The 24,027-nt window shown below is 70.0% G+C and carries 23 protein-coding genes and 1 tRNA gene; 15 read left to right on the top strand and 9 right to left on the bottom strand.

Annotation, left to right across the window (positions count from 1 at the left end; all coding sequences use genetic code 11):
• Positions 1–16: 16 nt before the first annotated feature.
• Positions 17–418, bottom strand: coding sequence for a hypothetical protein (locus ACIQCS_RS08875; protein WP_345849600.1), 402 nt, complete (start codon positions 416–418; stop codon positions 17–19).
• Here ACIQCS_RS08875 and ACIQCS_RS08870 point away from each other — a divergent pair.
• From ACIQCS_RS08870 to ACIQCS_RS08845, 6 genes are read left to right on the top strand one after another with little or no spacing between them, the layout of a single operon-like run.
• Positions 303–926: a CerR family C-terminal domain-containing protein gene (locus ACIQCS_RS08870; RefSeq protein WP_401530611.1), complete on the top strand. Its 624-nt coding sequence runs from the start codon at positions 303–305 to the stop codon at positions 924–926. The two genes, ACIQCS_RS08875 and ACIQCS_RS08870, sit on opposite strands and share 116 nt — an antisense overlap.
• Entirely contained in the window at positions 923–1,930 is a 1,008-nt protein-coding gene (locus tag ACIQCS_RS08865; protein WP_345849602.1) for an HlyD family efflux transporter periplasmic adaptor subunit, read from the top strand. Before ACIQCS_RS08870 ends, ACIQCS_RS08865 begins: the two co-directional genes overlap by 4 nt.
• A gap of 55 nt (positions 1,931–1,985) precedes the next feature.
• Positions 1,986–3,713, top strand: coding sequence for an ATP-binding cassette domain-containing protein (locus ACIQCS_RS08860; protein WP_345849603.1), 1,728 nt, complete (start codon positions 1,986–1,988; stop codon positions 3,711–3,713).
• Positions 3,710–4,840 (top strand): ABC transporter permease, encoded by a 1,131-nt coding sequence (locus ACIQCS_RS08855; RefSeq protein WP_345849604.1) that lies wholly within the window; start codon positions 3,710–3,712, stop codon positions 4,838–4,840. The genes ACIQCS_RS08860 and ACIQCS_RS08855 overlap by 4 nt, the downstream gene beginning before the upstream one ends.
• Complete coding sequence (locus ACIQCS_RS08850; RefSeq protein WP_345849605.1) at positions 4,841–5,944, top strand: ABC transporter permease; 1,104 nt, start codon at positions 4,841–4,843, stop codon at positions 5,942–5,944.
• Positions 5,945–5,949: 5 nt separating this feature from the next.
• Entirely contained in the window at positions 5,950–7,353 is a 1,404-nt protein-coding gene (locus ACIQCS_RS08845; RefSeq protein ID WP_345849606.1) for an efflux transporter outer membrane subunit, read from the top strand.
• A gap of 243 nt (positions 7,354–7,596) precedes the next feature.
• Here ACIQCS_RS08845 and ACIQCS_RS08840 read toward each other — a convergent pair whose 3' ends face one another.
• Genes ACIQCS_RS08840 through ACIQCS_RS08830 form a run of 3 tightly spaced genes read right to left on the bottom strand, consistent with a single transcriptional unit; the run spans position 7,597 to position 11,506 of the window.
• Positions 7,597–9,189 carry a HAMP domain-containing sensor histidine kinase gene (locus ACIQCS_RS08840; RefSeq protein WP_345849607.1) on the bottom strand — a complete coding sequence of 531 codons (1,593 nt, stop codon included), beginning with the start codon at positions 9,187–9,189 and terminating at the stop codon, positions 7,597–7,599.
• An 8-nt stretch (positions 9,190–9,197) separates the two neighbouring features.
• Positions 9,198–9,899 carry a response regulator transcription factor gene (locus ACIQCS_RS08835; RefSeq protein WP_345849608.1) on the bottom strand — a complete coding sequence of 234 codons (702 nt, stop codon included), beginning with the start codon at positions 9,897–9,899 and terminating at the stop codon, positions 9,198–9,200.
• 11 nt (positions 9,900–9,910) lie between these two features.
• Complete coding sequence (locus ACIQCS_RS08830; RefSeq protein WP_345849609.1) at positions 9,911–11,506, bottom strand: DUF4173 domain-containing protein; 1,596 nt, start codon at positions 11,504–11,506, stop codon at positions 9,911–9,913.
• A 111-nt stretch (positions 11,507–11,617) separates the two neighbouring features.
• On the opposite strand from ACIQCS_RS08830, the gene ACIQCS_RS08825 reads away from it, so the two are divergent.
• Entirely contained in the window at positions 11,618–12,907 is a 1,290-nt protein-coding gene (locus tag ACIQCS_RS08825; RefSeq protein WP_345849610.1) for an Hsp70 family protein, read from the top strand.
• A gap of 67 nt (positions 12,908–12,974) precedes the next feature.
• On the opposite strand, the gene copD is transcribed toward ACIQCS_RS08825, so the two are convergent.
• Both copD and copC read right to left on the bottom strand, forming a co-directional pair.
• On the bottom strand, positions 12,975–13,892 hold the full coding sequence (gene copD / locus ACIQCS_RS08820; protein ID WP_345849611.1) for a copper homeostasis membrane protein CopD: 918 nt from the start codon (positions 13,890–13,892) through the stop codon (positions 12,975–12,977).
• Positions 13,893–13,895: 3 nt separating this feature from the next.
• The gene (copC, locus tag ACIQCS_RS08815) at positions 13,896–14,264 is read right to left on the bottom strand and encodes a copper homeostasis periplasmic binding protein CopC (RefSeq protein WP_345849612.1); all 369 of its coding nucleotides are present in this window, start codon (positions 14,262–14,264) and stop codon (positions 13,896–13,898) included.
• 191 nt (positions 14,265–14,455) lie between these two features.
• On the opposite strand from copC, the gene ACIQCS_RS08810 reads away from it, so the two are divergent.
• The 5 genes from ACIQCS_RS08810 (at position 14,456) to ACIQCS_RS08790 (ending at position 18,765) form a co-directional block, all read left to right on the top strand.
• Positions 14,456–14,722, top strand: coding sequence for a hypothetical protein (locus tag ACIQCS_RS08810; RefSeq protein WP_345849613.1), 267 nt, complete (start codon positions 14,456–14,458; stop codon positions 14,720–14,722).
• Positions 14,719–15,159, top strand: a complete 441-nt coding sequence (locus ACIQCS_RS08805) for a periplasmic heavy metal sensor (RefSeq protein WP_345849614.1) — start codon at positions 14,719–14,721, stop codon at positions 15,157–15,159. The genes ACIQCS_RS08810 and ACIQCS_RS08805 overlap by 4 nt, the downstream gene beginning before the upstream one ends.
• On the top strand, positions 15,156–15,722 hold the full coding sequence (locus ACIQCS_RS08800) for an RNA polymerase sigma factor (RefSeq protein ID WP_345849615.1): 567 nt from the start codon (positions 15,156–15,158) through the stop codon (positions 15,720–15,722). Before ACIQCS_RS08805 ends, ACIQCS_RS08800 begins: the two co-directional genes overlap by 4 nt.
• Before the next feature lie 92 nt (positions 15,723–15,814).
• The gene (locus tag ACIQCS_RS08795; RefSeq protein ID WP_345849616.1) at positions 15,815–17,728 is read left to right on the top strand and encodes a copper resistance system multicopper oxidase; all 1,914 of its coding nucleotides are present in this window, start codon (positions 15,815–15,817) and stop codon (positions 17,726–17,728) included.
• Complete coding sequence (locus ACIQCS_RS08790) at positions 17,725–18,765, top strand: copper resistance protein B (protein ID WP_345849617.1); 1,041 nt, start codon at positions 17,725–17,727, stop codon at positions 18,763–18,765. The genes ACIQCS_RS08795 and ACIQCS_RS08790 overlap by 4 nt, the downstream gene beginning before the upstream one ends.
• 40 nt (positions 18,766–18,805) lie before the next feature.
• On the opposite strand, the gene ACIQCS_RS08785 is transcribed toward ACIQCS_RS08790, so the two are convergent.
• On the bottom strand, positions 18,806–20,035 hold the full coding sequence (locus tag ACIQCS_RS08785) for an MFS transporter (protein ID WP_345849618.1): 1,230 nt from the start codon (positions 20,033–20,035) through the stop codon (positions 18,806–18,808).
• 77 nt (positions 20,036–20,112) lie between these two features.
• Between ACIQCS_RS08785 and ACIQCS_RS08780 the strand changes: the two genes are divergently transcribed.
• Both ACIQCS_RS08780 and ACIQCS_RS08775 read left to right on the top strand, forming a co-directional pair.
• Entirely contained in the window at positions 20,113–20,886 is a 774-nt protein-coding gene (locus tag ACIQCS_RS08780; protein WP_345849619.1) for a helix-turn-helix transcriptional regulator, read from the top strand.
• A gap of 88 nt (positions 20,887–20,974) precedes the next feature.
• Positions 20,975–22,069: a membrane dipeptidase gene (locus ACIQCS_RS08775; protein ID WP_345849620.1), complete on the top strand. Its 1,095-nt coding sequence runs from the start codon at positions 20,975–20,977 to the stop codon at positions 22,067–22,069.
• Positions 22,070–22,265: 196 nt separating this feature from the next.
• On the opposite strand, the gene ACIQCS_RS08770 is transcribed toward ACIQCS_RS08775, so the two are convergent.
• Positions 22,266–22,356, bottom strand: a tRNA-Ser gene (locus ACIQCS_RS08770).
• 77 nt (positions 22,357–22,433) lie between these two features.
• Between ACIQCS_RS08770 and ACIQCS_RS08765 the strand changes: the two genes are divergently transcribed.
• The gene (locus ACIQCS_RS08765) at positions 22,434–23,309 is read left to right on the top strand and encodes a peptidylprolyl isomerase (RefSeq protein WP_345849621.1); all 876 of its coding nucleotides are present in this window, start codon (positions 22,434–22,436) and stop codon (positions 23,307–23,309) included.
• A 112-nt stretch (positions 23,310–23,421) separates the two neighbouring features.
• On the opposite strand, the gene ACIQCS_RS08760 is transcribed toward ACIQCS_RS08765, so the two are convergent.
• On the bottom strand, positions 23,422–24,021 hold the full coding sequence (locus ACIQCS_RS08760) for an ABC-type transport auxiliary lipoprotein family protein (RefSeq protein WP_345849622.1): 600 nt from the start codon (positions 24,019–24,021) through the stop codon (positions 23,422–23,424).
• Positions 24,022–24,027: the final 6 nt, after the last annotated feature.

Here is a 24,027-nt window from a genome sequence, read left to right as displayed (position 1 = left end):
ATGCGTTGTCATGGTCTTAAGGAGAAAGCACATGCGAATCCTGCGCATAGCCGGCGCGTTGGCGCTGGCCGCGACGGCCCTGGCCGGCTGCCATGGCGATGGCCGCCCCGGCTATAATGGCGACCATCACCGCGGCGATCATCACCATCGGGGCGACCAAGATCGCGATCGCGGCGACCATGATCATTCCTGATCGGATCCCAGGCCGCTGAACCGCCGGGTCCCGCTGCGCGTTATGCGCGGCGGGGCTTGTTCCTTGCATCATCATGCCGTATTGTTCGTTCGAACGAACAGGGCATGCGATGACCAGCCAGACGTTGATCGAAACGGCGATCGACCAGTTCGGCCGCCACGGCTTCGAAGGCGCGAGCACGCGGGAGATCGCGCGCGCCTCGGGCACGGCGATGTCTTCGATCACCTATCATTTCGGCGGCAAGCAGGGGCTGTACCTCGCCGCCGCCGATCACATCGCCGCCCGTGTCCGCGAGATCCAGGGGCCCGCGCTCGAAGGCGCCCGCGAAACCGCGCGCGCCGGCACGCGCGAACAGGCGACCGAGGCGCTGCTCGCCTTGCTCGACGGCTTCGCGCTGATGATGATCCGCCCCGAATCCGAAGCCTGGTCGTTGTTCATCACGCGCGAGCAACAGGCCCCTACCGAGGCTTTCGACCGGATCTATGCCGGCGTGATGCAGGAGGTCGTGGGCGTCTTCGTCGCGCTTCTTGCCCGTATCCGCACCGATCTTGGCGAGCGCGAGGTACTGGCCATGGGGATCATGCTGTTCGGCCAGACGCTGGTGCTGCGGGTCTGCCGTGCCGCCGTCACCCGCATCCTCTCGGTAGAGACGATCGACGAGCGCACCCGGGCGCTCCTTCGGGCGCGGCTGCGCGCCAATGCCCTCTGCATCCTGTCGGAGAATGCCGCATGAACCGCCGCCGCATTGCGATCCTCGTCGTCATCGTCGGACTGGTGATCGCCGCGATCGCCACCAGCGGCTTCGGCCTGTTCAAGGCGCGGGACGATGGCGCGCTTCGGCTGAACGGCAATGTCGATATCCGCGAAGTCGATCTCGGCTTCCGGGTGAGCGGCCGCATTGCCGCGATCGGCGTGGAGGAAGGCGCGCGCGTGAAGCAGGGCCAGCTGCTCGCCACGCTCGATGCCGCCACGCTCGACAGCCGCATCGCCCAGGCGGACGCGCAGGTCTCGCAGGCGGAGGCGCAGCTCGCCAAGCTCCGCAACGGCAATCGCGCGCAGGACATCGCCCAGGCCCGCGCCCGCGCGGATGCCGCCGCCGCCGTGGCGCAGGATGCCGAGCGCGACTATGCCCGGCGCCAGCCGCTGGTCGAGCCCGGCGCGATCAGCCGGGACGTCTGGGAGCAGACGGTGGCGGCGCGCGACAAGGCGCGTGCCGATCTCGCCCAGGCCCGCCAGGCGCTCTCGCTGATGCACGCGGGCAGCCGCAAGGAAGACCTCGCCGCGGCCGCCGCCGACGTCCGCGCCGCCATGGCCGCGCGCCGGGGCGCCGCGACCGATCTCGGCGATGCCCGGCTGCTCGCCTCGACCGACGGCACGGTGGTGACGCGCGCGCGCGAGCCCGGCGCGATCGTCCAGCCCGGCGAGACGGTGCTGACGCTGGCGATCCTGCGGCCGCTGCGCGTGCGCGCCTATGTCGCGGAGAGCGACCTGTCGCGGATCGGTCCGGGGATGAAGGTGGCCGTCTCCGCCGACGGCAATCCCAAGCGCTATCACGGCACGATCGGCTATATCTCGCCGCGCGCCGAGTTCACGCCCAAGACGGTCGAGACCGAGAATCTGCGCACCGATCTCGTCTATCAGCTGCGGATCATCGTCGACGATCCGGACGACGCGCTGCGCCAGGGCCAGCCGGTCAGCGTGTCGGTCCCGGGCGCGCGTCCGAAGCACAAGGGTTGAGGGAGGTGGCGCGCGCTTCCCTGTGCATTCCCCTCCCTGGCAGGGAGGGGAGGAGATGACCCAGCCTCTCGCCCAAACCACCGATCTCGTGAAATGCTTCGGCGACAACCGCGCGCTCGATGGTGTGGCGATGGCGATCGCGCCGGGGCGGATCACCGGGCTGGTCGGGCCGGACGGGGCGGGCAAGACCACGCTGATCCGCATCCTGGCCGGGCTGATGGCGCCGACTTCGGGGATCGTGGAGGTGCTTGGCGGCGCGCCCGGCGAGAAGCTTGACGACCTGGGCTACATGCCGCAGCGCTTCGGCCTCTACGAAGACCTGTCCGTCATCGAGAACCTCAAATTATACGCCGAAGTGCGCGGTCTGCCGAAGGACGAGCGGCAGGCGAGCTTCGACCGGCTGCTCGAATTCACCGATCTGGCCCGTTTCCAGGATCGGCTGGCGGGCAAGCTCTCGGGCGGCATGAAGCAGAAGCTGGGCCTTGCCTGCGCGCTGGTGAAGACGCCCAGGGTGCTGCTGCTCGACGAGCCCGGCGTCGGCGTCGATCCGATCAGCCGCCGCGAACTCTGGAGCATGGTCGGAGACCTGACCGGGCAGGGCATCGGGGTGCTGTGGTCGACGGCCTATCTCGACGAAGCGGAGAAGTGCGACACCGTCTATCTGCTCAACGAAGGCAAGCTGCTGTTCGACGGGCCGCCGGCGGAGCTGACCGGCCGGGTGCGGGACCGGGTGATCCGCGTCACCGGCTTCAAGGAGCGCCGCCGTGTCTTCCTCACCCATGCGCTCGACCGCGACGATGTGATCGACGGCACGATCCAGGGCCGCTCGGTGCGGCTGCTGCTGCGCGACGGCAGGGCGGTGCCCGATGCCGGCGCTTTCGCGGCGGGTCCGGACACCGAAGTCCACGCTGCCGATCCGCGCTTCGAGGACGGCTTCATCGAGCGGCTGGGCGGCGGCCCCAAGGGCACGTCCGCGCTCGCGGAGCGCTATCGCACCATCCCCGAAACCGATGTCGATGCGATCGCGGCGAACGGCCTCACCAAGGTCTTCGGCGAATTCACCGCGGCCAGGGACATGAACTTCCGCATCCCCAGGGGCCAGATATTCGGGCTTCTCGGCCCGAACGGAGCGGGCAAGTCGACCACGTTCAAGATGCTCTGCGGGCTGCTTTCGCCCACGTCGGGGACGGGGGCGGTCGCGGGCCGGTCGCTGCGCCACAGCCGCGCCGATGCCCGCGCCCAGCTGGGCTATATGGCCCAGAAATTCTCCCTCTACGGCGATCTCTCGGTCCGCCAGAATCTCGACTTCTTCGCCGGCGCCTATGACCTGCCGCGCGACAAGGCGCGCCGGGCGATCGCGGCGATGATCGAGATCTTCGAGCTTCAGGACAAGCTCGACGTCAATGCCGGCACCCTGCCGCTGGGCTTCAAGCAGCGCCTCGCCCTGGCCTGCGCGGTGATGCACGAGCCGCCGGTGCTGTTCCTCGACGAGCCCACCTCGGGCGTCGACCCGGTCACGCGCCGCGAATTCTGGATGCACATCAACGGCCTGGTCGAGAAGGGGGTGACCGTGCTGGTCACCACCCATTTCATGGACGAAGCCGAATATTGCGACCGGGCGACGCTGATCTACCGCGCCGAGCAGATCGCCACCGGCACGCCCGACGAGCTCAAGGCGGAGGCCGCCCGCCTCACCGGGGCGGAGGACCCGACGATGGAGGACGCCTTCATCGCCCTGATCGAGGCGTTCGACCGCAAGCGCGAAGCGAGGGAGGCGGCATGACCTTCCGCTTCGACCTCAGGCGCCTGGCGGCGCTGGTCCGCAAGGAGGGTGCGCAGATCCTGCGCGATCCCTCCACCTTCCTCATCGCCTTCGTGCTGCCGATGATCCTGCTCTTCCTGTTCGGCTATGCGGTCTCGCTCGACAGCACGCGCACTCGGGTGGGCCTGGTGATCCAGGACGGCAGCGGCCCCGCGCTCCGCCTGGCCCAGGCCTATCGCAGCTCGCGCTATTTCCAGGTGACCGAGGCGCGCACCGTCGCGGAAGTGCGCGACAAGCTGATCGATGGCGAGCTGCGCGCGCTGATCGTGATCCCGCAGGATTTCGGCCAGGGCGTGAAGCGCGGCAAGGTGCCGCCGATCCAGATCGTCACCGACGGTTCCCAGCCCAATACCGCCAATTTCGCCGCGGCCTATGGCGAAGGCGTCCGCGCGACCTGGGCCGCGGCCGAGGGGCTGGAGCGCGATCCCGGCGCCCGCGAGGCACCGGTCACCATCTCGGCGCGCTACTGGTACAATCCCGAGCTAAAGAGCAGATTCTTCCTCGTCCCCGGATCGATCGCGAACGTGATGACGATGGTCGGCACCCTGCTCACCGCGCTCGTCGTCGCCCGCGAATGGGAGCGGGGGACGATGGAGGCGATGATGGCCACGCCGATCTCGATGGCCGAGTTCATCGCCAGCAAGGTCATCCCCTATTTCTTCCTGGCCCAGGCCTCGATGACGCTCTGCGCGGTGATCGGGATATGGATATTCGGCGTGCCGTTCCGCGGCTCGATCTTCGCGCTCTACGCCATCTCCTCGGCCTTTCTGATGCCGGCGCTGGGCCTGGGTCTGTTCATCTCGGCGGCGACCAAGAACCAGTTCGTCGCGAGCCAGGTGGCGCTGCTCTCGGCCTTTCTGCCGACCTTCCTGCTCTCCGGCTTCATCTTCGAGATCGGCTCGATGCCCTGGCCGATCCAGGCGCTGACCTATATCGTCCCGGCGCGCTACCTGATCCCCAGCCTCGAGACCGTGTTCCTGGCCGGCGACCAATGGGGGCTGCTGCTGCCGAACATCGGCATCATGCTCGTCTTCGGCATGGTCTTCTTCACGCTGTCCTTCCGCGTCACCCGCCGGAGCCTCGACTAGATGCGCCGCTTGTTCGCCATGATCGTCAAGGAGATGTGGGCGGTGCTGCGCGATCCGCAGGCGCGGCTGGTGCTGTTCGTGCCGCCGCTGATGCAGCTCTTCATCTTCACCTACGCCACCACGCTCGACGTGAAGAATGTCGATATCGGCATCCTCGACCGCAGCTCGGGCGCGCATTCCGTCGAGCTGGTCCAGCGCATCGCCGGCAGCCCCAATTTCCGCCGGATCGAGCGGCTGGCGACGCCGGCCGCGCTCAGGTCGGCGATCGACAACCAGAAGGTGATCGCCGCCCTGGTGATCGACGAGGATTTCGACCGCAACCTCGCGCGCGGCAAGACCGCCACGATCGGCCTGGTGCTCGACGGCCGCCGCTCCAACGCGGCGCAGATCGTGGCGGGCTATGTCACCAACATCGCCGGCACCCTGGGTGCCGAGCTGGCCCCGCCGCAGCTGCGCGGGCAGGCGGGCGGCAGCGTGGTGACCAACTGGTACAACCCCGCGCTCGACTATATCTGGTTCACGCTCCCCTCGCTCGTCGCGATCATCACGTCGGTCGCCGGCCTCGCCATCACCTCGCAATCGGTGGCGCGCGAGCGCGAGCTGGGGACGTTCGACCAGCTGATGGTCTCGCCCTTGCGGGTCCATGAGATACTGATCGGCAAGATGGTGCCGCCCTTCGTGATCGGCATGATCAACGGCAGCGTCTATCTGGTGGTGGCGCCGCTGGTCTTCGGCGTGCCCTTCACCGGATCGCTGCTGCTCTTCTGGCTGTCGCTCGGCATGTATCTGCTCGCGCTGATCGGCATGGGCATGCTCGTCTCGGCTGCATCGCAGACGCAGCAGCAAGCCTTTCTCGGCGTGTTCCTCGTCACCACGCCGCTGATCCTGCTCTCGGGCTATGCCAGCCCGATCGACAACATGCCCGATTGGCTGCAGACGATCACCTATCTCGATCCCGCCCGCTATTTCCTCGTCATCGTCCAGGGGCTGTTCCTCAAGGCGATGCCGGCGGAAGCCGTGTTCCACCAGCTCTGGCCGCTCGCGCTGATCGCCTGCGTCACGCTCTCCGCCTCGGCCTGGCTCTTCCGCGCGCGCATGGAGTGATCCCGATGATCCGCTCGCTTCCCCTGTTCCTGCCGCCCCTGCTGCTGGCTTCCGCCTGCACGGTCGGGCCGGACTATCATGCGCCCGAGACCAAGGCGGCACCCCAGTGGCTGGAGGCCGGCGCGCCGGGCCAGGTCGATCTGAGCTGGTGGGACCGGTTCGGCGATCCGCAGCTCTCCGCGCTGGTGCGGCGGGCGGTGGCGTCCAGCCCGGATCTCAAGGAAGCCCAGGGCCGGCTCGCCGAGGCGCGGGCGAATCGCGAGGCGATTGCGGGCGGGCGGCTGCCCAGCGTCACCGCCACCGGCTCGGGAACCGAGAATGTGCTGAGCAACAACGGCCAGCTGCCGATCGGCAACATTCCCTTTCCCGGCTTCTCGCGTGATTTCCCGCTCTTCGACCTGGGCTTCGACGCGAGCTGGGAAGTCGACCTGTGGGGGCGCCGCACGCGCCAGATGCAGGGTGCTGCGGCACGCGAGCAGAGCGCGGAGTTCGCCCGGCGCGACGTGATGCTGACGCTGATCGCCGAAGTGGTGCGCAGCTATATGGACCTGCGCGCCGCCCAGGCCGATACGGCCACCGCCGAGCAGCAGGCGCTTTCCAATGCCGAGCTCGCCCGGCTCACCCGCCTGCGCTTCGATGCCGGCGAGGCCTCGCGCCTCGACCTCGAGCGGGCCGACGCCGCGGCCAGGGCAAGCGCGGCGGCGGTGCCCAATGCCAGGGCGCAGGCCAGCGCCGCCGCCTATCGCATCGCCACGCTGGCAGGCGCGCCGCCCGAGCAGCTGGTGCCCGAGCTCCAGGCCCCCGGCCCCTTGCCGGCGAGCCCGGACGCGATCCTGGTGGGCCTGCGCTCCGAGCTGCTCGAGCGCCGCCCCGATGTGCGCCGCGCCGAGCGCGATCTGGCTGCGGCAACCGCCGATATCGGCGTCGCCACCGCCGATCTCTTCCCGCGCTTCAGCCTGCTCGGCAGCATCGGCCAGCAGGCGCGCAAGCCCGGCGACCTCTTCTCGACCGATTCGACGCGCCTCCAGATCGGGCCCAGCTTTTCCTGGCCGATCTTCCAGGGCGGCACGATCCGCGCCCAGATCCGCGCCGCCGATGCGCGCGCGGACCAGGCCGCGGCGCGCTATGAGAAGGCCGTGATCGGCGCGCTTTCCGACAGCGAGGCGGCGATCAACCGCTTCCTCAACGCGCGGGCCGCCGCGGCGGATGCTGCCGCGTCGCTCCAGCGCGAACAGGGTGCCTTCGCGCTTGCCCGGCAGCGCGCCGATCGCGGCGAGGATGACCGGCTGACGCTGGAGCGCGCCCGCCAGTCGCTGCTTGCCGCCGAGCAGCGCGAGCAGCAGGCACGTGCGGCCAAGGCGCAGGCGGCGACGGCGCTCTACAAGGCGCTGGGCGGGGGCTGGAGCTGAGCCCAGGACAATCCTTCGTCGCCCTTGCTATGTAGGATTTCGCCTGCTTGCGTCTCGCAGCCGAGCTTCGCGTCCGGCCGCTCTTTGTCTTGTTGGATGGATAGGATCACGCACACGCAAGAATGTTGCGAGATGCGGCCGGTTGACGGGAAATTAGGGAAAATAGGCTGCCGCGAGAACCGCGCTTGGCGTGAACTTTGGCGAGTCCCCCGGCGACGCGCAGTTCGAGAACGCGACGGCGGTTCAGGCGGCCGGCACGCGGATCTCGAAGCGGGTCCCGCGCTCGGCCGCCGCCAGCGCGATCGTCCCGCCATGCGAGGCGAGCAGCGAGCGGGCGATCGGCAGGCCCAGCCCGGTGCCGCCCGCGGCACGGCGGCTGGTGAAGAAGGGCTCGAAGATGCGCGCGCGATCTGCCTCCGGGATGCCGGGGCCGTCATCGGCGACGGTCAGCAGGATCTCGCCGCCTGTCTCCTTCGCTGCCAGCCGCACCCGGCCCGCGCCGGCCTGACGGCTGTTCTCGACCAGGCTGCCGACGATCGCCTCCAGCATCGGCCCGGGCATGGCGGCACGGGGCAGCGCGCCGGGCACGTCGATCGCGCAGGCCAGCCCGCGCTCGCCCCAGGCATCGGCGATGCGGTGCAGCGCGGGCGCGACATCGGTGGCCGCATCGGCATCGGTTTCGGCCATGTCGGCGCGCGCCAGCTCGAGCAGGCGCGTGACGAGCTGGGCGAGCCGGTCGGCATCGGCGCCGGCATTGGCGAGGAAGCGGCGGCGGTCCGCCTCGTTCATCCCGGCATGATGATCCTCGAGGATCTCGATCACGCCGCGGATGCCGGCCAGCGGCGTCTTGAACTCGTGGCTCACCGCATGGGCGAAGTCGCGCAGATAGCGCGAGCGCCGGTCGATCGCGCCGGCCATGGTGGCGAAGTCGGCATAGAGGGCCTGGATCTCGATCGCGGCGGTGCGCGGCACTTCGGGCACGGTGCCGCCGCCGCGCGCGACGTCGCGGGTCGCCTGGCTCAGCATCTCGATCGGCCGGGCGATGCCGCGCGAGAGCAGGCCGCTCAGCACGACGAGCGTGGCGAAGATCGCGCCGATGCCGAACAGGATCTTGCCGCGATCCTCATAGAGTCCGCGAAACAGCGCGCGGGGCGAGCGCGAGAGCAGCAGGACCGCGACGACCTTGCCGTTCGCCAGCACCGGCCGGGCATGATGGATGCGCAGGCCCGATGCGCGGCTCAGCCATTCAAAGGCATATTCGGGACGATAGTCGCCGCGGCGGCGCAGCACGGTCTCGGGCCGGCCCCCGGCCGCCGTGGCGAGCTCGGGCAGGCCGGCCAGGCTCTTGCCGATGTTCCTGCCGATCAGGATGCGGCCGTCGGGGGCGAGCAGCAGGATCGAGGCGAGTGTCGCGTCTTCGGTGGCGGCGACCAGCGGGGCGAGCCGGCCGGCGGCGGCCAGCGCGTCGGGCGCCGCGCTTCCCGGCTGCCCGACCGGTTCGGGGCGCTCGGGCAGCGGCCTGGTGCCCAGGTCGATGGTCGAGAGCGGGCCGCCCGCGATGCCGCGCGCGCCCGGCGGCGGCTCGCGCACCAGCTCGGGCCCGGCCGAGCCCGGCCATTCGGCGCTGGCGATGGCGGCAAGGGCGGTGCCCTGGGCGATCAGCTCGGCCTCGGTCTGGCGGACCAGGGTGTTCTCGTAGACGCGCAGGAACAGCGCGCCGGCGCCGGGCAGGGCGGCGACGAATATCAGGGTGGCGAGCAGGATCGTCCGCAGCCGCAGCCGCGGCCAGTGGCGCCGCACCGGCGCCTTGAGCGCTTCGATCGCGTGCCGGATCATGCCCCGGGTCACTGGCCCGAACACGGGCCGATGCGATATCCGATGCCGGGCCGCGTCTCGATCAGGTCCTGCGCGCCGGCCTGGGCGAATTTCGCGCGCAGGTTGCGGACATGGCTGTCGATCGTCCGGTCGGTGAGCGCGAAGCCCGGCCCGCGCAGCCGGTCGATCAGCGCGTCGCGGCTGAACACCTTGGCGGGCATGCCGGCCAGCGTGCGCAAGATGCCGAACTCGGTGACGGTGAGCGGCACCGGGGCGCCCGCCCAGCTGGCGTCCCAGCTCTCGGGATCGAGGGCGAGCCGGCCATGACGGATCGTTCCGGGGGCACGATCGACGGTGGGCGCCTGCGCGGCGGTGCGGCGGAGCACCGCCATCACCCGCGCCACCACCTCGCGCGGCGAGAAGGGCTTGGTGACATAATCGTCCGCGCCCAGCTCGATGCCGAGGATCCGGTCGATCTCGTCGTCGCGCGACGAGAGGAACAGGATGGGCAGCCCGCCCTCGGCACGCAGCCTGCGGCAGACTTCCAGCCCGTCCATGCGCGGCATGTTGATGTCGAGCACGATCAGGTCGGGCTGGCGGCTCTCCGCGATCCGCAGCGTCTCCTCGCCGTCCGCCGCCTCGATCGTCTCCAGCCCCGCCTTGGCGAGCGCGAAGACGAGCAATTGCCGGATGTGCGGATCGTCATCGGCGACGAGGATGGTGCGGGGCATGGGGCATTGGATCATCGCAAGGGCGCTCCGGTCAACGGCGGAATGGTGTTTCCGATGGCGCCGGCGATCGGTTCGCCGGCCGGCGTGGCGGCTGGCGCGGGCTGCTCGGTGGCGATGGGGTGGAGCGCGCCGCCGCAATCCCGCTCCACGCCCGGCGGCGGCGTCGCCGCGGTGGGCGGACTGGGGCCGAGCAGGCGCCGCGCCGTCTCCAGCCGATATCGTCCGCGCCAGGTCCAGCCCCGCCAGTCGGCCTGCTGCCGGGCAAGATCGGCCATCACTTGCGCGCGGACATGGCGCACCCGGTCGCGGAACCCGGGCGGCAGCGGCCGGCGCTCGAGCGCGACCAGCGAAAGCAGCGCGGAGGGGCCGGTATGCGCGAGATAGCAGAGGTCCAGCGCCACTCCGCGACCGCCCGTCTCGCGGGCATGGCGCACATTCCAGGCGGCGGCGCCTGCCTCGAGATCGGCGATGCTCGCCGCGCTCAGCACCAGGGCGGCCATCAGTGCGTTGGCGTTGATCAGCCAGGCGGCGCTCCTGCCGGCGAGCATGCGCCAGCAGATCAGCGCCAGCCCGATCGCGACCAGCCCCATCCAGGCGAGCGCCGCGATCCGGAGGCTGGTGAGCGAATAGGCCGCGACATAGTCGAGCGTGCGCAGGATCGAGGAAGCGACGAGCAGCAGGTTCTGCGCCACCCACAGCACCACCAGCCGGCGGATCGCCGGGTCGCCGGCGCTGGCCGAGCCGGGCTTCAGCGCCACCAGCACGAACAGCCCGGCGAGCAGGGCGGTGGCGATCAGCGGATAGGCGCCGCGATGGGCATAGTCGGCCAGCGTCACGCCCGGGGGCAACGGCGCGCCGCTCCACAGAAAGGCGAGGTCGAGCCCGTTCTGGATGGCGAACACGATGTTGAACAGCAGCAGGGAGAGCAGCAGCGAGGCGGCCGGGATGCCGGGCAGGGCGATGTCCGCGCGCGGCAGCAGGGCGGCGGCGCGCGTCGCCCAGCGCGTGGGGCGCAGGCTCGGCCAGATCAGCGCCAGCAGCAGGGCCCAGAACAGCAGCTCGCCGAGCCCGGGCAGGCGGACCCGGGCGAGTGCCTGGGCGATGACGGGGTTGGCGCTGGCGAACAGCGCGACGAACAGCGCGGTCATGCCGAGCGGCAAGGCGAGCAGCGCGGCGAGCCCCGCCGGGCCGTGCCCGCCGCGTCGCGGCCGCAGGCGCGCGAGGCGGATCAGGTCGAGCGCCGGGGCGAGCGGTCCGCTCAGCCCGTGCGCGGCCAGGCGCAGGCTCCAGCGCCAGGCATCGTCGAACCGCCCGATGCGCGGCATCAGCCCGGCGATCGAGAGCGCGCTCCAGAACAGCACCCATCCGAGGCTGCCGGGGTCATGGGCGAGCACGATGGCGAAGCCCGCCGCGATCGCCAGCGCGACCAGGCTCGGCCGCCGGCGGAGCGCCGGGCGGGTGGCGAGCAGGGCGCCGATCCAGGCAAGGGCGAAGCCGCCGATCCACGATCCCGCCGCGCCGCCGAGGAACAGCCGGTCCATCGCGGCGATGATCGCGATAGCGGCGGCGGCCTTGGCCAGAAAGCTGAAGCGTGCGGTGCGGATCATGCGGGTCTCCCGGGTTCGGAAGCGCGATGCGCCCGCACCGTCCAGCCGGAGCGCCGAAGGCCAAGGAGAGGTTGTGCAGGATCGATGCAGGACGATAGAGGCGCCCGGACCATGACTGCGCTTCCCGCCCTCGGCTTCGATTTCGGCACCACCAATTCCGTCGCGGCGCTGGCGGGCGAGGGGAGTTCCACGCTGGTGCGGCTGGACGGGCCCGAACGCGCCGATCCCGTTTTCCGCTCGGCGCTATGCTTCTGGCAGGACCCGGCGGAGCACGGCGGGCTCGGCGTCGCGGCCGGGCCCTGGGCGATCGCCGAATATCTCGACTTTCCCGAGGGCAGCCGCTTCCTCCAGTCGTTCAAGTCGGTCGCGGCGAGCGCGAGCTTCGAGCATGCGATCGTCTTCGAGCGGAGGCTGCGCTTCGAAGAGCTGGGCCGCACCTTCCTGGGGCTGATGGCGGCGCGGGCGGACGGGGCGCTGGCCGGCGGCGCGCGGCGCGTGGTGGTCGGCCGTCCGGTCGAATATGCCGGCAGCCGGCCCGACGAAGCGCTCGCCCGGCAGCGCTACGATGCGATGTTCGCCGGGTTCGGCGCCGAGATCCACTATGTCTACGAGCCGCTGGGTGCGGCGTTCAGCTATGCGACGCGGATCGCCGAGCCGGCGACCGTGCTGGTGGCGGATTTCGGCGGCGGCACCAGCGATTTCTCGGTGGTGCGGATCGAAGCGCCGGGCGCGCCGCGCCGCTGCTCGCCGCTTGCCCATGCCGGTGTCGGCATCGCGGGCGACCGGTTCGACCAGCGCATCGTCGAGCATCTGATCCTGCCGCTGCTCGGCAAGGGCGGGAGCTATCGCTCGTTCGACAAGGTGCTGGACATTCCGGCGGGCTGGTTCACCGATTTCTCGGACTGGTCGCGCCTGGCGCTGATGCGCAACCGCAAGACGCTGGCCGAACTGGAGAAGCTCCGGCGCGCGGCGCTGGATCCGCAGGCGATCGGGCGGATGATCGCCGTGATCGAAGGCGAACTGGGCTATCAGCTCTATCATGCGGTCGGCGCGCTCAAGCGGGCGCTCTCGACGGCGGAGGCGGCGCATTTCCGCTTCGAGGGGGGCGATCTCGCGATCGAGGCCGAGGTCTCCCGCGGCGCGTTCGAGGCGTGGATCGCACCCGACATGGCGCGGATCGAGGCGGCGGTGGACCGGGCGCTGGCGCTCGCCGCCATCGACGCGGCGGCGATCGACCGCGTCTTCCTGACGGGCGGCACGTCGCTCACGCCCCGGGTCCGCCGGCTGTTCGAGGAGCGTTTCGGCGCGGAGCGAATCGCCGCCGGCGGCGAGCTCACTTCGATCGCCCATGGCCTGGCGCTGATCGGCTGCCAGGAGGATGTGTCTGCCTGGGCGGCCTGAGGCGCGGCCGGCGGACATATGCGGCGGATGGCGCCCGAAACGGGCCGGGGAAGATGACTCGATATCCTCAACCCGCCGAGAGGATCGGCTCCAGCGTGCCGAGCCAGGCGACGAGCGCCAGCACGATCGCCGCACAGGCGGTTTCCAGGGCCAGGCTGATCCGCAGCGCGGCCAGGGCGCCGCCATGGTCTTCGGCTGCGATGCGCGCGAGGAGCGCGGGCGTGAGGCGATACCGGTTCGCCGCGGCGAAGCCGAGCATCGCCGCGAACAGCGCCAGCTTGCAAAGAAGCAATTGCCCGTAGAGCGTGTCGGGCAGCCGCGCCAGGTTGGCGGGCCCGACGAGCAGCCACGCATTCACCATCCCGCTGGCGACGATGACCGTTACCAGGATGGTGCCGATGCGCGCGAAGCCGTCGAGCGCGCGATGGGTGGCGCGGAGATGCCCGGTATCGGCGCGGGCGGCGGGGCGTGCGACCAGCAGGAGGAGAGAGAGGAGCGCGCCGATCCAGGCCCCGGCGGCGGCGAGGTGCGCGATATCGGCGCCCAGGTGGAGCCAGCCGATCGCGCCTTCGTCCATCGCGCCATGCCCCGCCCAGGCCAGGGTGCCGAGCGCCGCGCCGCCGCCGACGGACGCCGCGGCGAGCGCGGCGCCGGGCCTTCTCCCGATCTGGAACGCCGCCAGGCCGAGGAGGGCGAGGCCGGCGATGCGGGCGGCCCAGGCCTTGCCCAACGGCATGCCCGTCAGGATCGTCGACAGGGTGCCGGCATCCACTTGCCCGACCGGCACGCCCGCCATGGCCGCCGCGATCACCACGAGGCCGAATACCGACAATCCGATCCCGGTGATTCCCGTCGCGATCAGGATGGCGCGCAGGGGCAGCGCCTCACGCACCCCGGCGGCGCACAGCGCGAAGAAGGACACGCCGAACGCCGCCGCCAAGTCGAGATAGAGCGCGAACCTGATGGCGACGCCAAGCGTGTCCATGTCTCACTTCACCTTGAAAGCGTAGCTGCCCTGCACCCGGTGCGTGTCGTTGGAGACGACGTGCCAGTCGAGCTTGTAGGCGCCGCGGGGCAGGGGCTTCGCCAGCGTCACGACCATGGTCTTGCCGTCCGGCGACAAGGCAGTGGTGAGCTGCATCTTCATCGGCGCCGACATCTTCATGCCCGGCATGTCCGTCATCACCAGGTCGACGCCCGAGAATTTGTCGACGAGCGCTTCCGAGAACACCAGCTGCAGCCTGGCCGGAGCCGCGACGACCGAGTCCGGCGCGGGGGTGGCGGACATCAGCTTCGGATGGGCCAGCGCGGGCGTCGCCATCATGAGCGCGGCGGCGGTGAGGATTCCAAGGCGCATTGTCGAGACTCCATGAACCGGCCAGGTGCCGGCACGACCGATACGCGGGGCCGGAGCCGATCCCTCATCCGGACGGCCACCAGGGCCGTCGATCACGCATCGCCCCTGTGCCGGTGCCCGCAACGCCATTAGGATGGGCGAGGGTGCATGCGCTCACCTGCGTATTGCAACGAAGGGAACTGGAGCGGACAATGGAAACCGACATCGACGCGACGCTGCGCAAGCTGGCGAACGCGGATCATCCCGGGCTCGACGGCATGGAGGCCGCAGTGCTGGCGGGCGTGCGGGCAAGGCGCGAAGCACGGGCCGGCGTCCGGATGGCCGCCGTCGCCGGCATCGGCGCCGTGGTGCTCGGCGCGGTGGCGGCCGGCCCCGGCACCGCGCCGGCTTCCGCCGCGGCACCCTTTGGCGGTGCCGCTTCGCTCGCGCCGTCGACGCTGCTGCTGGCCGAGCGATGAGGCCGGGGAGGCTCGCGGCCATCGTCGCCGCCATCGCCTTTCTGGCCGCCGTCGCCGGGGTCTGGGTGGGCCGCACGCTGATCCCGGCGCAGGGCCATCAGGGATCGGAGCTCCACGAGGTCCTGCATCATCAGTTGACGCTGGACGACGGGCAGAAGGCACGGCTCGCGCTGCTCGAGCAGAGCTTCGCGGTCCGCCGTCAGGCGCTGGAGCTGGAGATGAAGTCGGACAATGCCCGGCTGGCCGAGGCGATCGCGGCCGAGCACGGCATCGGCCCGCGCGTGACCGCCGCCATCGATGCGTCGCATCGCGCGATGGGGGAGTTGCAGAAGGAAACGCTGGCGCACATCTTCGCGATGCGGGAAATCCTGCGGCCCGATCAGCAGGCCGTGTTCGACCGTGCGGTGGTTCATGCGCTCACCGCCGACGCGCGGTGAGGTCGGATTACGGTTCCCTGTCCGACGGCGACCTCGCCACGCTGGCCGTGGCGGGAACCGACACTGCCTATGCCGAGATCGTGCGCCGCCATCGCAGCCATGTCTATCGATTGGTCCTCGGCAATGTCGCCGATGCCGACGAGGCGCTGGACCTGGTGCAGGAAACCTTTCTCTCGGCGCACCGGGCGCTGCGCCGCTATGATCCGGCGCGGCCGATGCGCAGCTGGCTTGCCACGATCGCGCTCAACAAATGCCGTGACTGGGCGCGTCGCCGGACGGTCCGTCGGTTCTTCACCTTCGCCCGCGACATCGACGATCTCGCCGGGGCGGTGCCCGACGACCGGCCCGATCAGGCGGTCGTGGCGGCCGATCGCCAGGAACTCGCCCGGCTCCGCCGCGCGATCGCGACGCTTCCCGCATCGCTCCGCGAACCGCTCGTGCTGCACGCGATCGAGGGCATGAGCCAAGCCGAAACCGCCTTGGTGCTGCGGATCACCGGAAAGGCCGTCGAGATGCGCCTCCGCCGCGCCCGCATCAGGCTGGGCGAAATGCTGGGGCGCTGATCCGCCGCGGTCCGATCCGGGCGGATCCGCGAGGGGTGGCCGGCGCTGCCGCGTACCGGATGGAAAGAACAATTCCCAGCACAGGGGTGATGATGACGAAGACGATGGACCGGCGGAGGCTGTTGCGCGGGGCCGGGCTTGGCGCCGGTGGGCTTGCGCTCGCCGCATGGATGCCCGCCTGGGCCCAGAGCGTCTCCCCTGGCCTGGCGCCCGACCTGCCGACCGTTTCCGGAGAGGACATCAGGCTCCGGATCGCCCGGCAGCGCATGGCGATCGACGGCCGGCAATATCGGGCGATCGGCGTCAACGGCACCGTGCCGGCGCCGCTCATCCGCCTGCGGGAAGGGCAGAATGTCCGCCTGCACGTCGAGAATGCGCTCGACGAGGACAGCTCGATCCACTGGCACGGCCTGATCGTGCCGGCCCAGTTCGACGGCGTGCCCGGCGTTTCCTTCCCCGGCATCGCCCCGCGCTCGACCTTTCTCTACGAGTTTCCGGTCCGGCAGAACGGCACCTATTGGTATCACAGCCATTCCGGCGGGCAGGAGCAGCTTGGCCTCTACGGCCCGCTGATCATCGATCCCGCCGGCCCCGATCCCGTTCGCTACGATCGCGAGCATGTGATCCTGCTGTCCGACCACAGCCGGTCCAGCCCCGAGGCGATCTTCCGCAACCTGAAGGCGATGCCGGGCTATTACAACTATCAGCGCCAGACGCTGGCGGGCCTGCTTGCCGGGCGCGACCAGAAGGGCAAGGAGCGCGCCGAATGGGGCAAGATGCGGATGGATCCCGCGGACATCTCCGACGTGACCGGCGCCGCCTATACCTATCTCGTCAACGGGCACGGGCCGTTCGACAACTGGACCGCGCTGTTCAAGCCGGGCGAGCGGGTGCGGCTTCGCTTCGTCAACGCCTCGGCGATGACCAGCTTCAACGTGCGCATTCCGGGACTGCGGCTCACCATCGTCCAGGCCGATGGCCAGCATGTCGTGCCGGTCGAGGTCGACGAGTTCCAGATCGGCGTCGCCGAGACCTATGACGCGATCGTCACGCCGGTGGAGGACAAGGCGTTCACGCTGGTCGGCGAGGCGGTCGATCGTTCGGGCATGGCGCGCGCCACGCTGGCGCCCCGGCCCGGCATGGCGGCCGCAGTGCCGCCGCTGCGCCCGCGTCCGCTGGCGACCATGAAGGACATGGGCATGGACATGTCGTCGATGGACCATGGCGGCGGCGGCGCGGCCGGCGGCATGCAGGGAATGTCGCACGGCGCGATGCCGGCGGCGCGCGGCGTCGATCCCAGCGCGGAGCAGAACGCCTCGGCCAGGCTCGGCGGCGTGGCCGCGAACATGGCGGGGATGGACCATTCGCGGATGGATCATTCCACCCATGGCGGCGCGCCGGGCGCGCCGGGCGCGCCGGGCGCGGACATGGCCGGCATGGACATGGGCGCCATGCGGATGCGCGACTTCTCCTATGCGCCCGAGGTACGGAGAACGCCCGGCGTCCAGACCATCTCGCCGATGCCGATGGATCGTACCGGAGAGCCCGGCCAGGGGCTGGAGGATGTTGGCCACCGCGTGCTGGTCTACAAGGACCTGATGGCGCTCGATCGGAACCCCGATGTCCGCGCCCCGTCGCGCAGCCTCGACATCCATCTCACCGGCAACATGGAGCGCTTCATGTGGGCGTTCGACGGCGTGAAGATGTCGGACACCATGGCGCCCTTCCCCTTCGTCGAGGGCGAGCGGGTGCGGGTCAACCTGATCAACGACACGATGATGGCCCATCCCATCCATCTGCACGGGCATTTCTTCGAGCTGGTCACCGGCCATGGCGACCATGCGCCGCGCAAGCACACGGTGATCGTGCAGCCCGGCGGCAAGGTGACCTGGGACTTCACGGCCGACGCGGTGGGCGACTGGGCGTTCCACTGCCACCTCCTCTATCACATGATGGCGGGGATGATGCGGACCGTGAGCGTGCGCCCGAAGGGAGGCCCGGCATGATCCGGCGTGCCGCGATCCTCGCCACCGGCGCCGTGCTGGCGGCGAGCGCGCCGGCGGCGGCGCAGGATCATGCCATGCACGGCATGCCGATGCCCAAGGCTCCCGCGAAGCCGAAGCCGAAGCCGAAGCCCGCGCCGGAAACCGCCGCGCCGCGACAGGATGCCCGGCCCGGCGCCGACAAGCCGGCGGACGCGGAGCCGATAGATCATGGCGGAATGGATCACGGCGCCATGGATCACGGCGCCATGGCTCATGGGACGACGCCCGCGATGCAGGCGGCCGGCACCGCGCTCGAGGCGGGCGATGCCCCGGCCCCGCCGCCGCCGACCGACCATTATGCCGACCGCTTCTTCCCGGCATCCGACATGGAGCGATCGCGCAGGGCCTCGATGCGCGAGATGGGCGGGCGGCCCCTCGGCTCGGTCCTGTTCAACCTCGCCGAGTTCCAGCCGCGCCCGGGGCGCGACGCCTATCGCTGGGAGGGCGAGGGCTGGTTCGGCGGCGACGTCAATCGTCTGACGGTGAAGAGCGAAGGCGAGGGCCTGGTTCGCGGCGGCATCGAGAGGGCCGAGGTCCAGCTGCTCTACAGCCGCGCCATCGATCCCTATTTCAACCTGCAGGCCGGCGTGCGGCACGATTTCCGGCCGGGACCGGCGCGGACCTATGCCACGCTCGGGTTCGAGGGGATGGCGCCCTATATGTTCGAAGTCGAGGGGGCGGTCTTCCTGTCGACCAGGGGCGAGCTGCTCGGCCGGCTGGGCGGCTATTACGACCAGCGCATCACCCAGCGGCTGATCCTCCAGCCGCGTGCCGAGTTCAATCTTTCGGCCCAGGACATGCCGGCGCAGCACATCGGCTCCGGACTGACCAGCGCGGAGCTCGGCCTGCGGCTGCGCTACGAGATCGCGCGGCGCTTCGCGCCCTATGTCGGCCTTTCCTGGGAAGCGAAGGCGGGGCGCACGGCGGACTATGCCCGTGCCGATGGCGAGAAGCCGTCGGCGCTCGGCCTGGTGGCGGGCGTCCGCTTCTGGTTCTGAAGCCGGGCGCCGCCGCGCTTCCCGGGATTGCCGGGAGCGATCAGCGCGGTGCCCGATCGTCCTTCCGCTCGATGTTGGGAAGCAGCGCCGTCAGCAGGCCGATCGCGGGCAGGAAGGCGCAGATCTGGTACACCGTCTCGATGCTGGTCGTGTCGGCGAGCCATCCCAGCGCGGCGGCGCCGAGCCCGCCCATGCCGAAGGAGAAGCCGAAGAACAGGCCCGAGATCATGCCGACCTTGCCCGGCACCAGCTCCTGCGCGAAGACCACGATCGCCGGGAAGGCCGAGGCCAGGATCAGGCCGATCGGCAGCACCAGCACGCCGGTCCAGAACAGGCTAACATAGGGCAGCAGCAGCGTGAAGGGCAGGGCGCCGAGGATCGAGAACCAGATCACATATTTGCGCCCGAACCGGTCGCCCAGCGGTCCGCCCGCGATCGTGCCGACCGCCACCGCCGCCAGGAAGGCGAACAGATAGAGCTGGGCGCTCTGCACCGAAACCTGGAAGCGATGGATCAGGTAGAAGGTGAAATAGCTGGTGAGGCTGGCGAGATAGACATATTTGGAGAAGATCAGCGCCAGCAGGATGAGGATGCCGCGTGCCGCATGCCCCCTGGGAAGCAACTCGGCCATGGATGCGCGGCGCCCGGCATCCAGCCGCGCCAGCCCATGATGGCGATACCAGGCAGCGACATTCCACAGGACCGCGCCCGAGAGCAGCGCCAGCAGCGCGAAGAAGGCGAGGCTCGACTGGCCCCAGCGCACCACCACCAGCGCGGCGGCGAGCGGGCCGAGCGCCTGGCCGGCATTGCCGCCGACCTGGAACAGCGACTGGGAAAGGCCGTGGCGCTGGCCCGCCGCCATGCGTGCCACCCGGGAGGATTCGGGATGGAAGACCGAGGAGCCGATGCCGAGCAGCGCCGCGCCCGCCAGGACCATGCCATAGCTGTGCGCGACCGACAGGATCGCCAGCCCCGCCAGCGAGAAGAGCGTGCCGCCGGGGAGCGCCAGCGGCGTGGGCCGTTTGTCCGCGTACAGCCCGATCAGCGGCTGCAGGATCGACGCAGTGATCTGATAGGCGAGCGTCACCAGGCCGATCTGGCCGAAGCTCAGCCCCAGATCGGTCTTGAGATTGGGATAGATCGCGGGAAGCAGCGACTGCATCATGTCGTTCAGCAAGTGGCAGAAGCTGATCGCGACGATCACGCCGAACACCGTGCCGTTCATCTCCGCCGGCTGGGAATCCATCGTCGCTGCGCGGGTGTCGCTCATCATTCGCTCCTTGTGAGCGCGGCACTAGCGGTCCAGAATGCGTCCCGCTTCGATATGTGGGATAAATTATTTTGATAATGGGACATGCGCAGTATCGCGCGCCGGACGATTATGAGGATGTTCCGCGCCCGGTCGTCGGCATCGGCAATGACTATCCGCCCTCGTTCGAGCTGGCCGAGCACCAGCATCGCCGCGCGCAGTTCCTCTATGCCGCCAGCGGCGTGGTCGCGGTCAGCACGCCCGAAGGCGCATGGGTGGCCCCGCCCGAGCGTGCGGTGTGGATACCGGCCGGAACGCCCCATTCGGTGCGCATGGTCGGCGCGGTCCAGACCCGCAGCGTGCTGATCGAGGCGGAGGCCTGCCCGTTGCTGGGCGGCGCGTGCCGGGTCGTCGCGGTCTCGCCGCTGCTGCGCCAGCTGCTGGTCTGCGCGGCGGAAGTGCCGGTCGAATATGACGAGGCGGGGCGCGACGGGCTGGTGATGCAATTGCTCGTGGCGGAGATCGATCGCGCGCCGATCATCCCCATCCTCGTGCCGTTCCCGCGCCATGCGGCGCTGGCCGCGCAATGCCATGGCTTTCTCGAAGCGCCGCGGGTGAGCGCCAAGATCGACGAATGGGCCGATGCGCTCGCGATGAATCGCCGCCGCTTCACTCGGCTCTTTCGCCGCGAGACCGGCATGAGCTTCGCCGAATGGCGCCAGCAGGCGTGTCTCTCGGTCGCGCTTCCGCGGCTTGCCGCGGGAGAGCCGGTCACTGCGGTCGCGCTGGACCTCGGCTATGAAGGCCCCGCCAATTTCTCGACCATGTTCAAGCGCGTGCTGGGGGCGCCGCCGAGCCGCTATCGCCAGTGACGCGACCGCCGTGCCGCGCGCGGGGCGGGGCTGGCATGTCGGGGGCGCCCGCGGCTATGAAATCGCCAAAGGGCCGGGAGGAAGCGTGATGTGGACGAGGCGATCGGTTGCAGGCGCGCTGGCGGCCACCCTGGGGGCGCCCGCCCTGGCGCAAGGCGCGGGGCGGAGCCGGCTGTTCTTCGATTCGTTGAGCTTCCTTCCCGAGGATCTGAGCCAGATTGCCGCGGCCGGATTGGGCGGGATGATCGCCGATGTCTCCGATCTGATCGCGACCCGCGATGCCGACGGCGTTCCCCGCTACAGCCGGAACTTCGCGGCCAATGATCCCGCGATCGACAAGGCCGTTGCACGGCTGCGGCGCTCGCCGTTCGCCTATCTCGCCAGGAAGGGCAGCGAGATCGGGGCCCGGCCCGGCTGCGCGGTGTTCCTGCAGTTCCAGTCGACCGAGATGATCGCGCGGGATCTCTCGCGGATCGCCTATTTCCACGAAAAGGGCCTGCGCGTCCTGCAGTTCACGCATCACAACGACACTCTGTTCGCGGGCGGCGCGCTGGAGACCCGGCAGACCGGCCTCACGCCGCTCGGCATCGAAGGCCTGGCCGAGATGAACAGGCTGCGGATAGTGCCGGATGTCTCGCACGGCTCGGTCCCGACCATGATCGAGGCAGCGACGCGGTCGAAGACGCCGATAGCGCTGAGCCATGGCGCGGCGCGGGCGATCGTCGATCATCCGCGCTGCGCGCCCGACGAAGTGATCCGCGCGATCGCCGAGCGCGGCGGCGTGATGGGCATCTTCATGATGAGCTTCTGGCTCACCCGCCGGAATCCGCCGACGGCCGCCGACTATGTGGCGCAGATCCGCCATGTCGTGAAGGTGGGCGGCCTGGAAGCGGTCGGCGTGGCCAACGACTTTCCGATGGCCGGCCAGCCCAATCTGATCAGGATCGGGAACGACAATGGCAAGGGCGTGCAGGAATATCTCGACTGGTGGCGCGCCTTGCGGCGCCAGGGCGTGCCCGGGTTCGAATGGACGCCCGAGCATGTCGTGATTCCGGAGCTCAATCGCATCGACCGGATGGCACGGATTTCACGGGCGCTCGAACAGGCGGGCTTTCGTCCGCGCGAGGTCGACAAGATCATGGGCGGGAACTGGAAGCGGCTTCTGACCGACGTCCTCGGATAGGCGCGCCCGGCTTGCCGCGATGCCGCCTGGATCTTCGGCGCAATGGGCATCCCCACCGCATCCTGCTCCACCCTACCCCATATATTTCGGGAGATGGTGTTGGATCGTGTGGAACGCGCAGCATCAAGGAACCGCTGATTTCTGAGGATTTACAGCAGGTTACAGGGGTTTCTGCGAGCCCTTGGGAGGGCGTGAGTGGCGGAGCGGGAGGGATTCGAACCCTCGATACGGTTTTGCCGTATACTCACTTTCCAGGCGAGCGCCTTCGACCACTCGGCCACCGCTCCGCATGTCCCGGAAGTTGCGTGCCCTAGCGATTGGCGAAGGCCTAGGCAAGCAGGTGGTGCCGTGCCACTCTCGCGCCATGCTGAAGCCGATCCTAGCGCTCGCCGCGTTCGCCGTCCTTCCTGCCGCCGCCCAGACCGCCGCCGGCCCGTCGCCGGCCGACCCGGCGCCCGAGGACTGGAAGGCGATTCCCGATAACGAGATGCTGGTGATGACGCTGCAGGGCGGCCACCAGGTCTTCATCCGCCTCGCCCCGCGCTACGCCCCCGCGCATGTCGCTAACATCCGCAAGCTCGCCGAGGCGCATTGGTGGGACGGCACCAGCGTCTACCGCGTGCAGGATAACTATGTGACGCAATGGGGCGGCGGCGACGACAAGACCGCGCTCCCGCCCGGCGTGATCGAGAACCCGCCCGCCGAATATGAATGGCCCGGCTTCGACGCAGTGAAGAGCTTCGCCTTCGCCAGGCCCGACAGCTATGCCGCGAAGACCGGCCTCAGCGCCGATGGCTGGCCGCTCGCCAATTACGGCGCGGTGAGCTCGCTCACCCATTGCTATTCGATGGTCGGCGTCGCCCGCGACCTCGCCCCCTCCACCGGCAGCGGCGCCGAACTCTACACGGTGATCGGCCACGCCCCGCGCCCGCTCGACCGCAACATCGCGATCGTCGGCCGGATCGTGGAGGGCATGCAATGGCTCTCCAGCCTGCCGCGCGGCACCGCCCAGCTCGGCGTCTATGCCAAGGACCAGGCGCCGACGCCGATCCTCTCGGTTCGCCTCGCCAGCCAGTTGCCGCAGGACGAGCGCCCGCGCTTCCAGTATCGCGCCACCGACAATCCCCGCTTCGCCGCCTGGATCAAGGCGCGCGAGAATCGCGACGGCGCCTTCTTCACCGTGCCGATGGGCGGCGTCGATGTGTGCAACGCGCTGCCGGCGGTGCGCCGGGCACCGTGAACCCGCAGGGCCGCCATCCCGGCGGACGCGGGATCCCAGGCGAAGGCCGGAAAAGCGCCGCCCGAGATCCCGGCCTTTGCCGGGATGACGGATTGGCCTTGCGAGCCGGGAGTTACTTCCCCACCCAGTCGGCGACCTGGACCGCAACCTGGTTCGCCGCCTGGTTGAGCGCCTTGGCGACCAGATCGGGCGTCACCTCGGCAAGCGGCGCGCGCGCTTCGAAGCGGCGCTTCTGGAACCTGGTGGCATCGTCGCCCTGCACCAGCAGCGCGTCGAACTGGACGACCGCCTCGTTGCTGTCGGCATCCACGCCGAACTGGCGCAGCTCGCCCGAGAGCACGGCACCGGGATCGATCTGCGACTGGCGATAGCTCAGCACCGGCCGGCCGGTGCGCGCCGCGATGGTATCGCCGACCAGCCGGGCGAACAGGCGCGGCGGCGCTTCCACCCATTGCGCGTCCTTCACATAGGCGACGGCATTCTCGCCCGAATGGACCGGCACCCGCGTCGTCGCCAGCTCGTGCGGCACCGTCGGGAACAGCACGGTTACCGTGGTGCCCGAAGCGGGCGTCTGCACGTCGCCGGGCTTGATCTGCTCGGCGGCCTCGAGCGTGAGGAACGGCACCTTGGGCGGCTTGCCCCCGAACGAGACGCAGCCGGAGAGCGTGGCGGCGAACGGGGCGGCCAGCAGGAGCAGGGCGAGCTTCTTCATCGCGGG

The organism is Sphingomonas sp. NPDC092440, assembly GCF_044754985.1.
Taxonomy (GTDB): domain Bacteria; phylum Pseudomonadota; class Alphaproteobacteria; order Sphingomonadales; family Sphingomonadaceae; genus Sphingomonas.
This window is presented reverse-complemented; position numbering and strand designations above follow the sequence as displayed.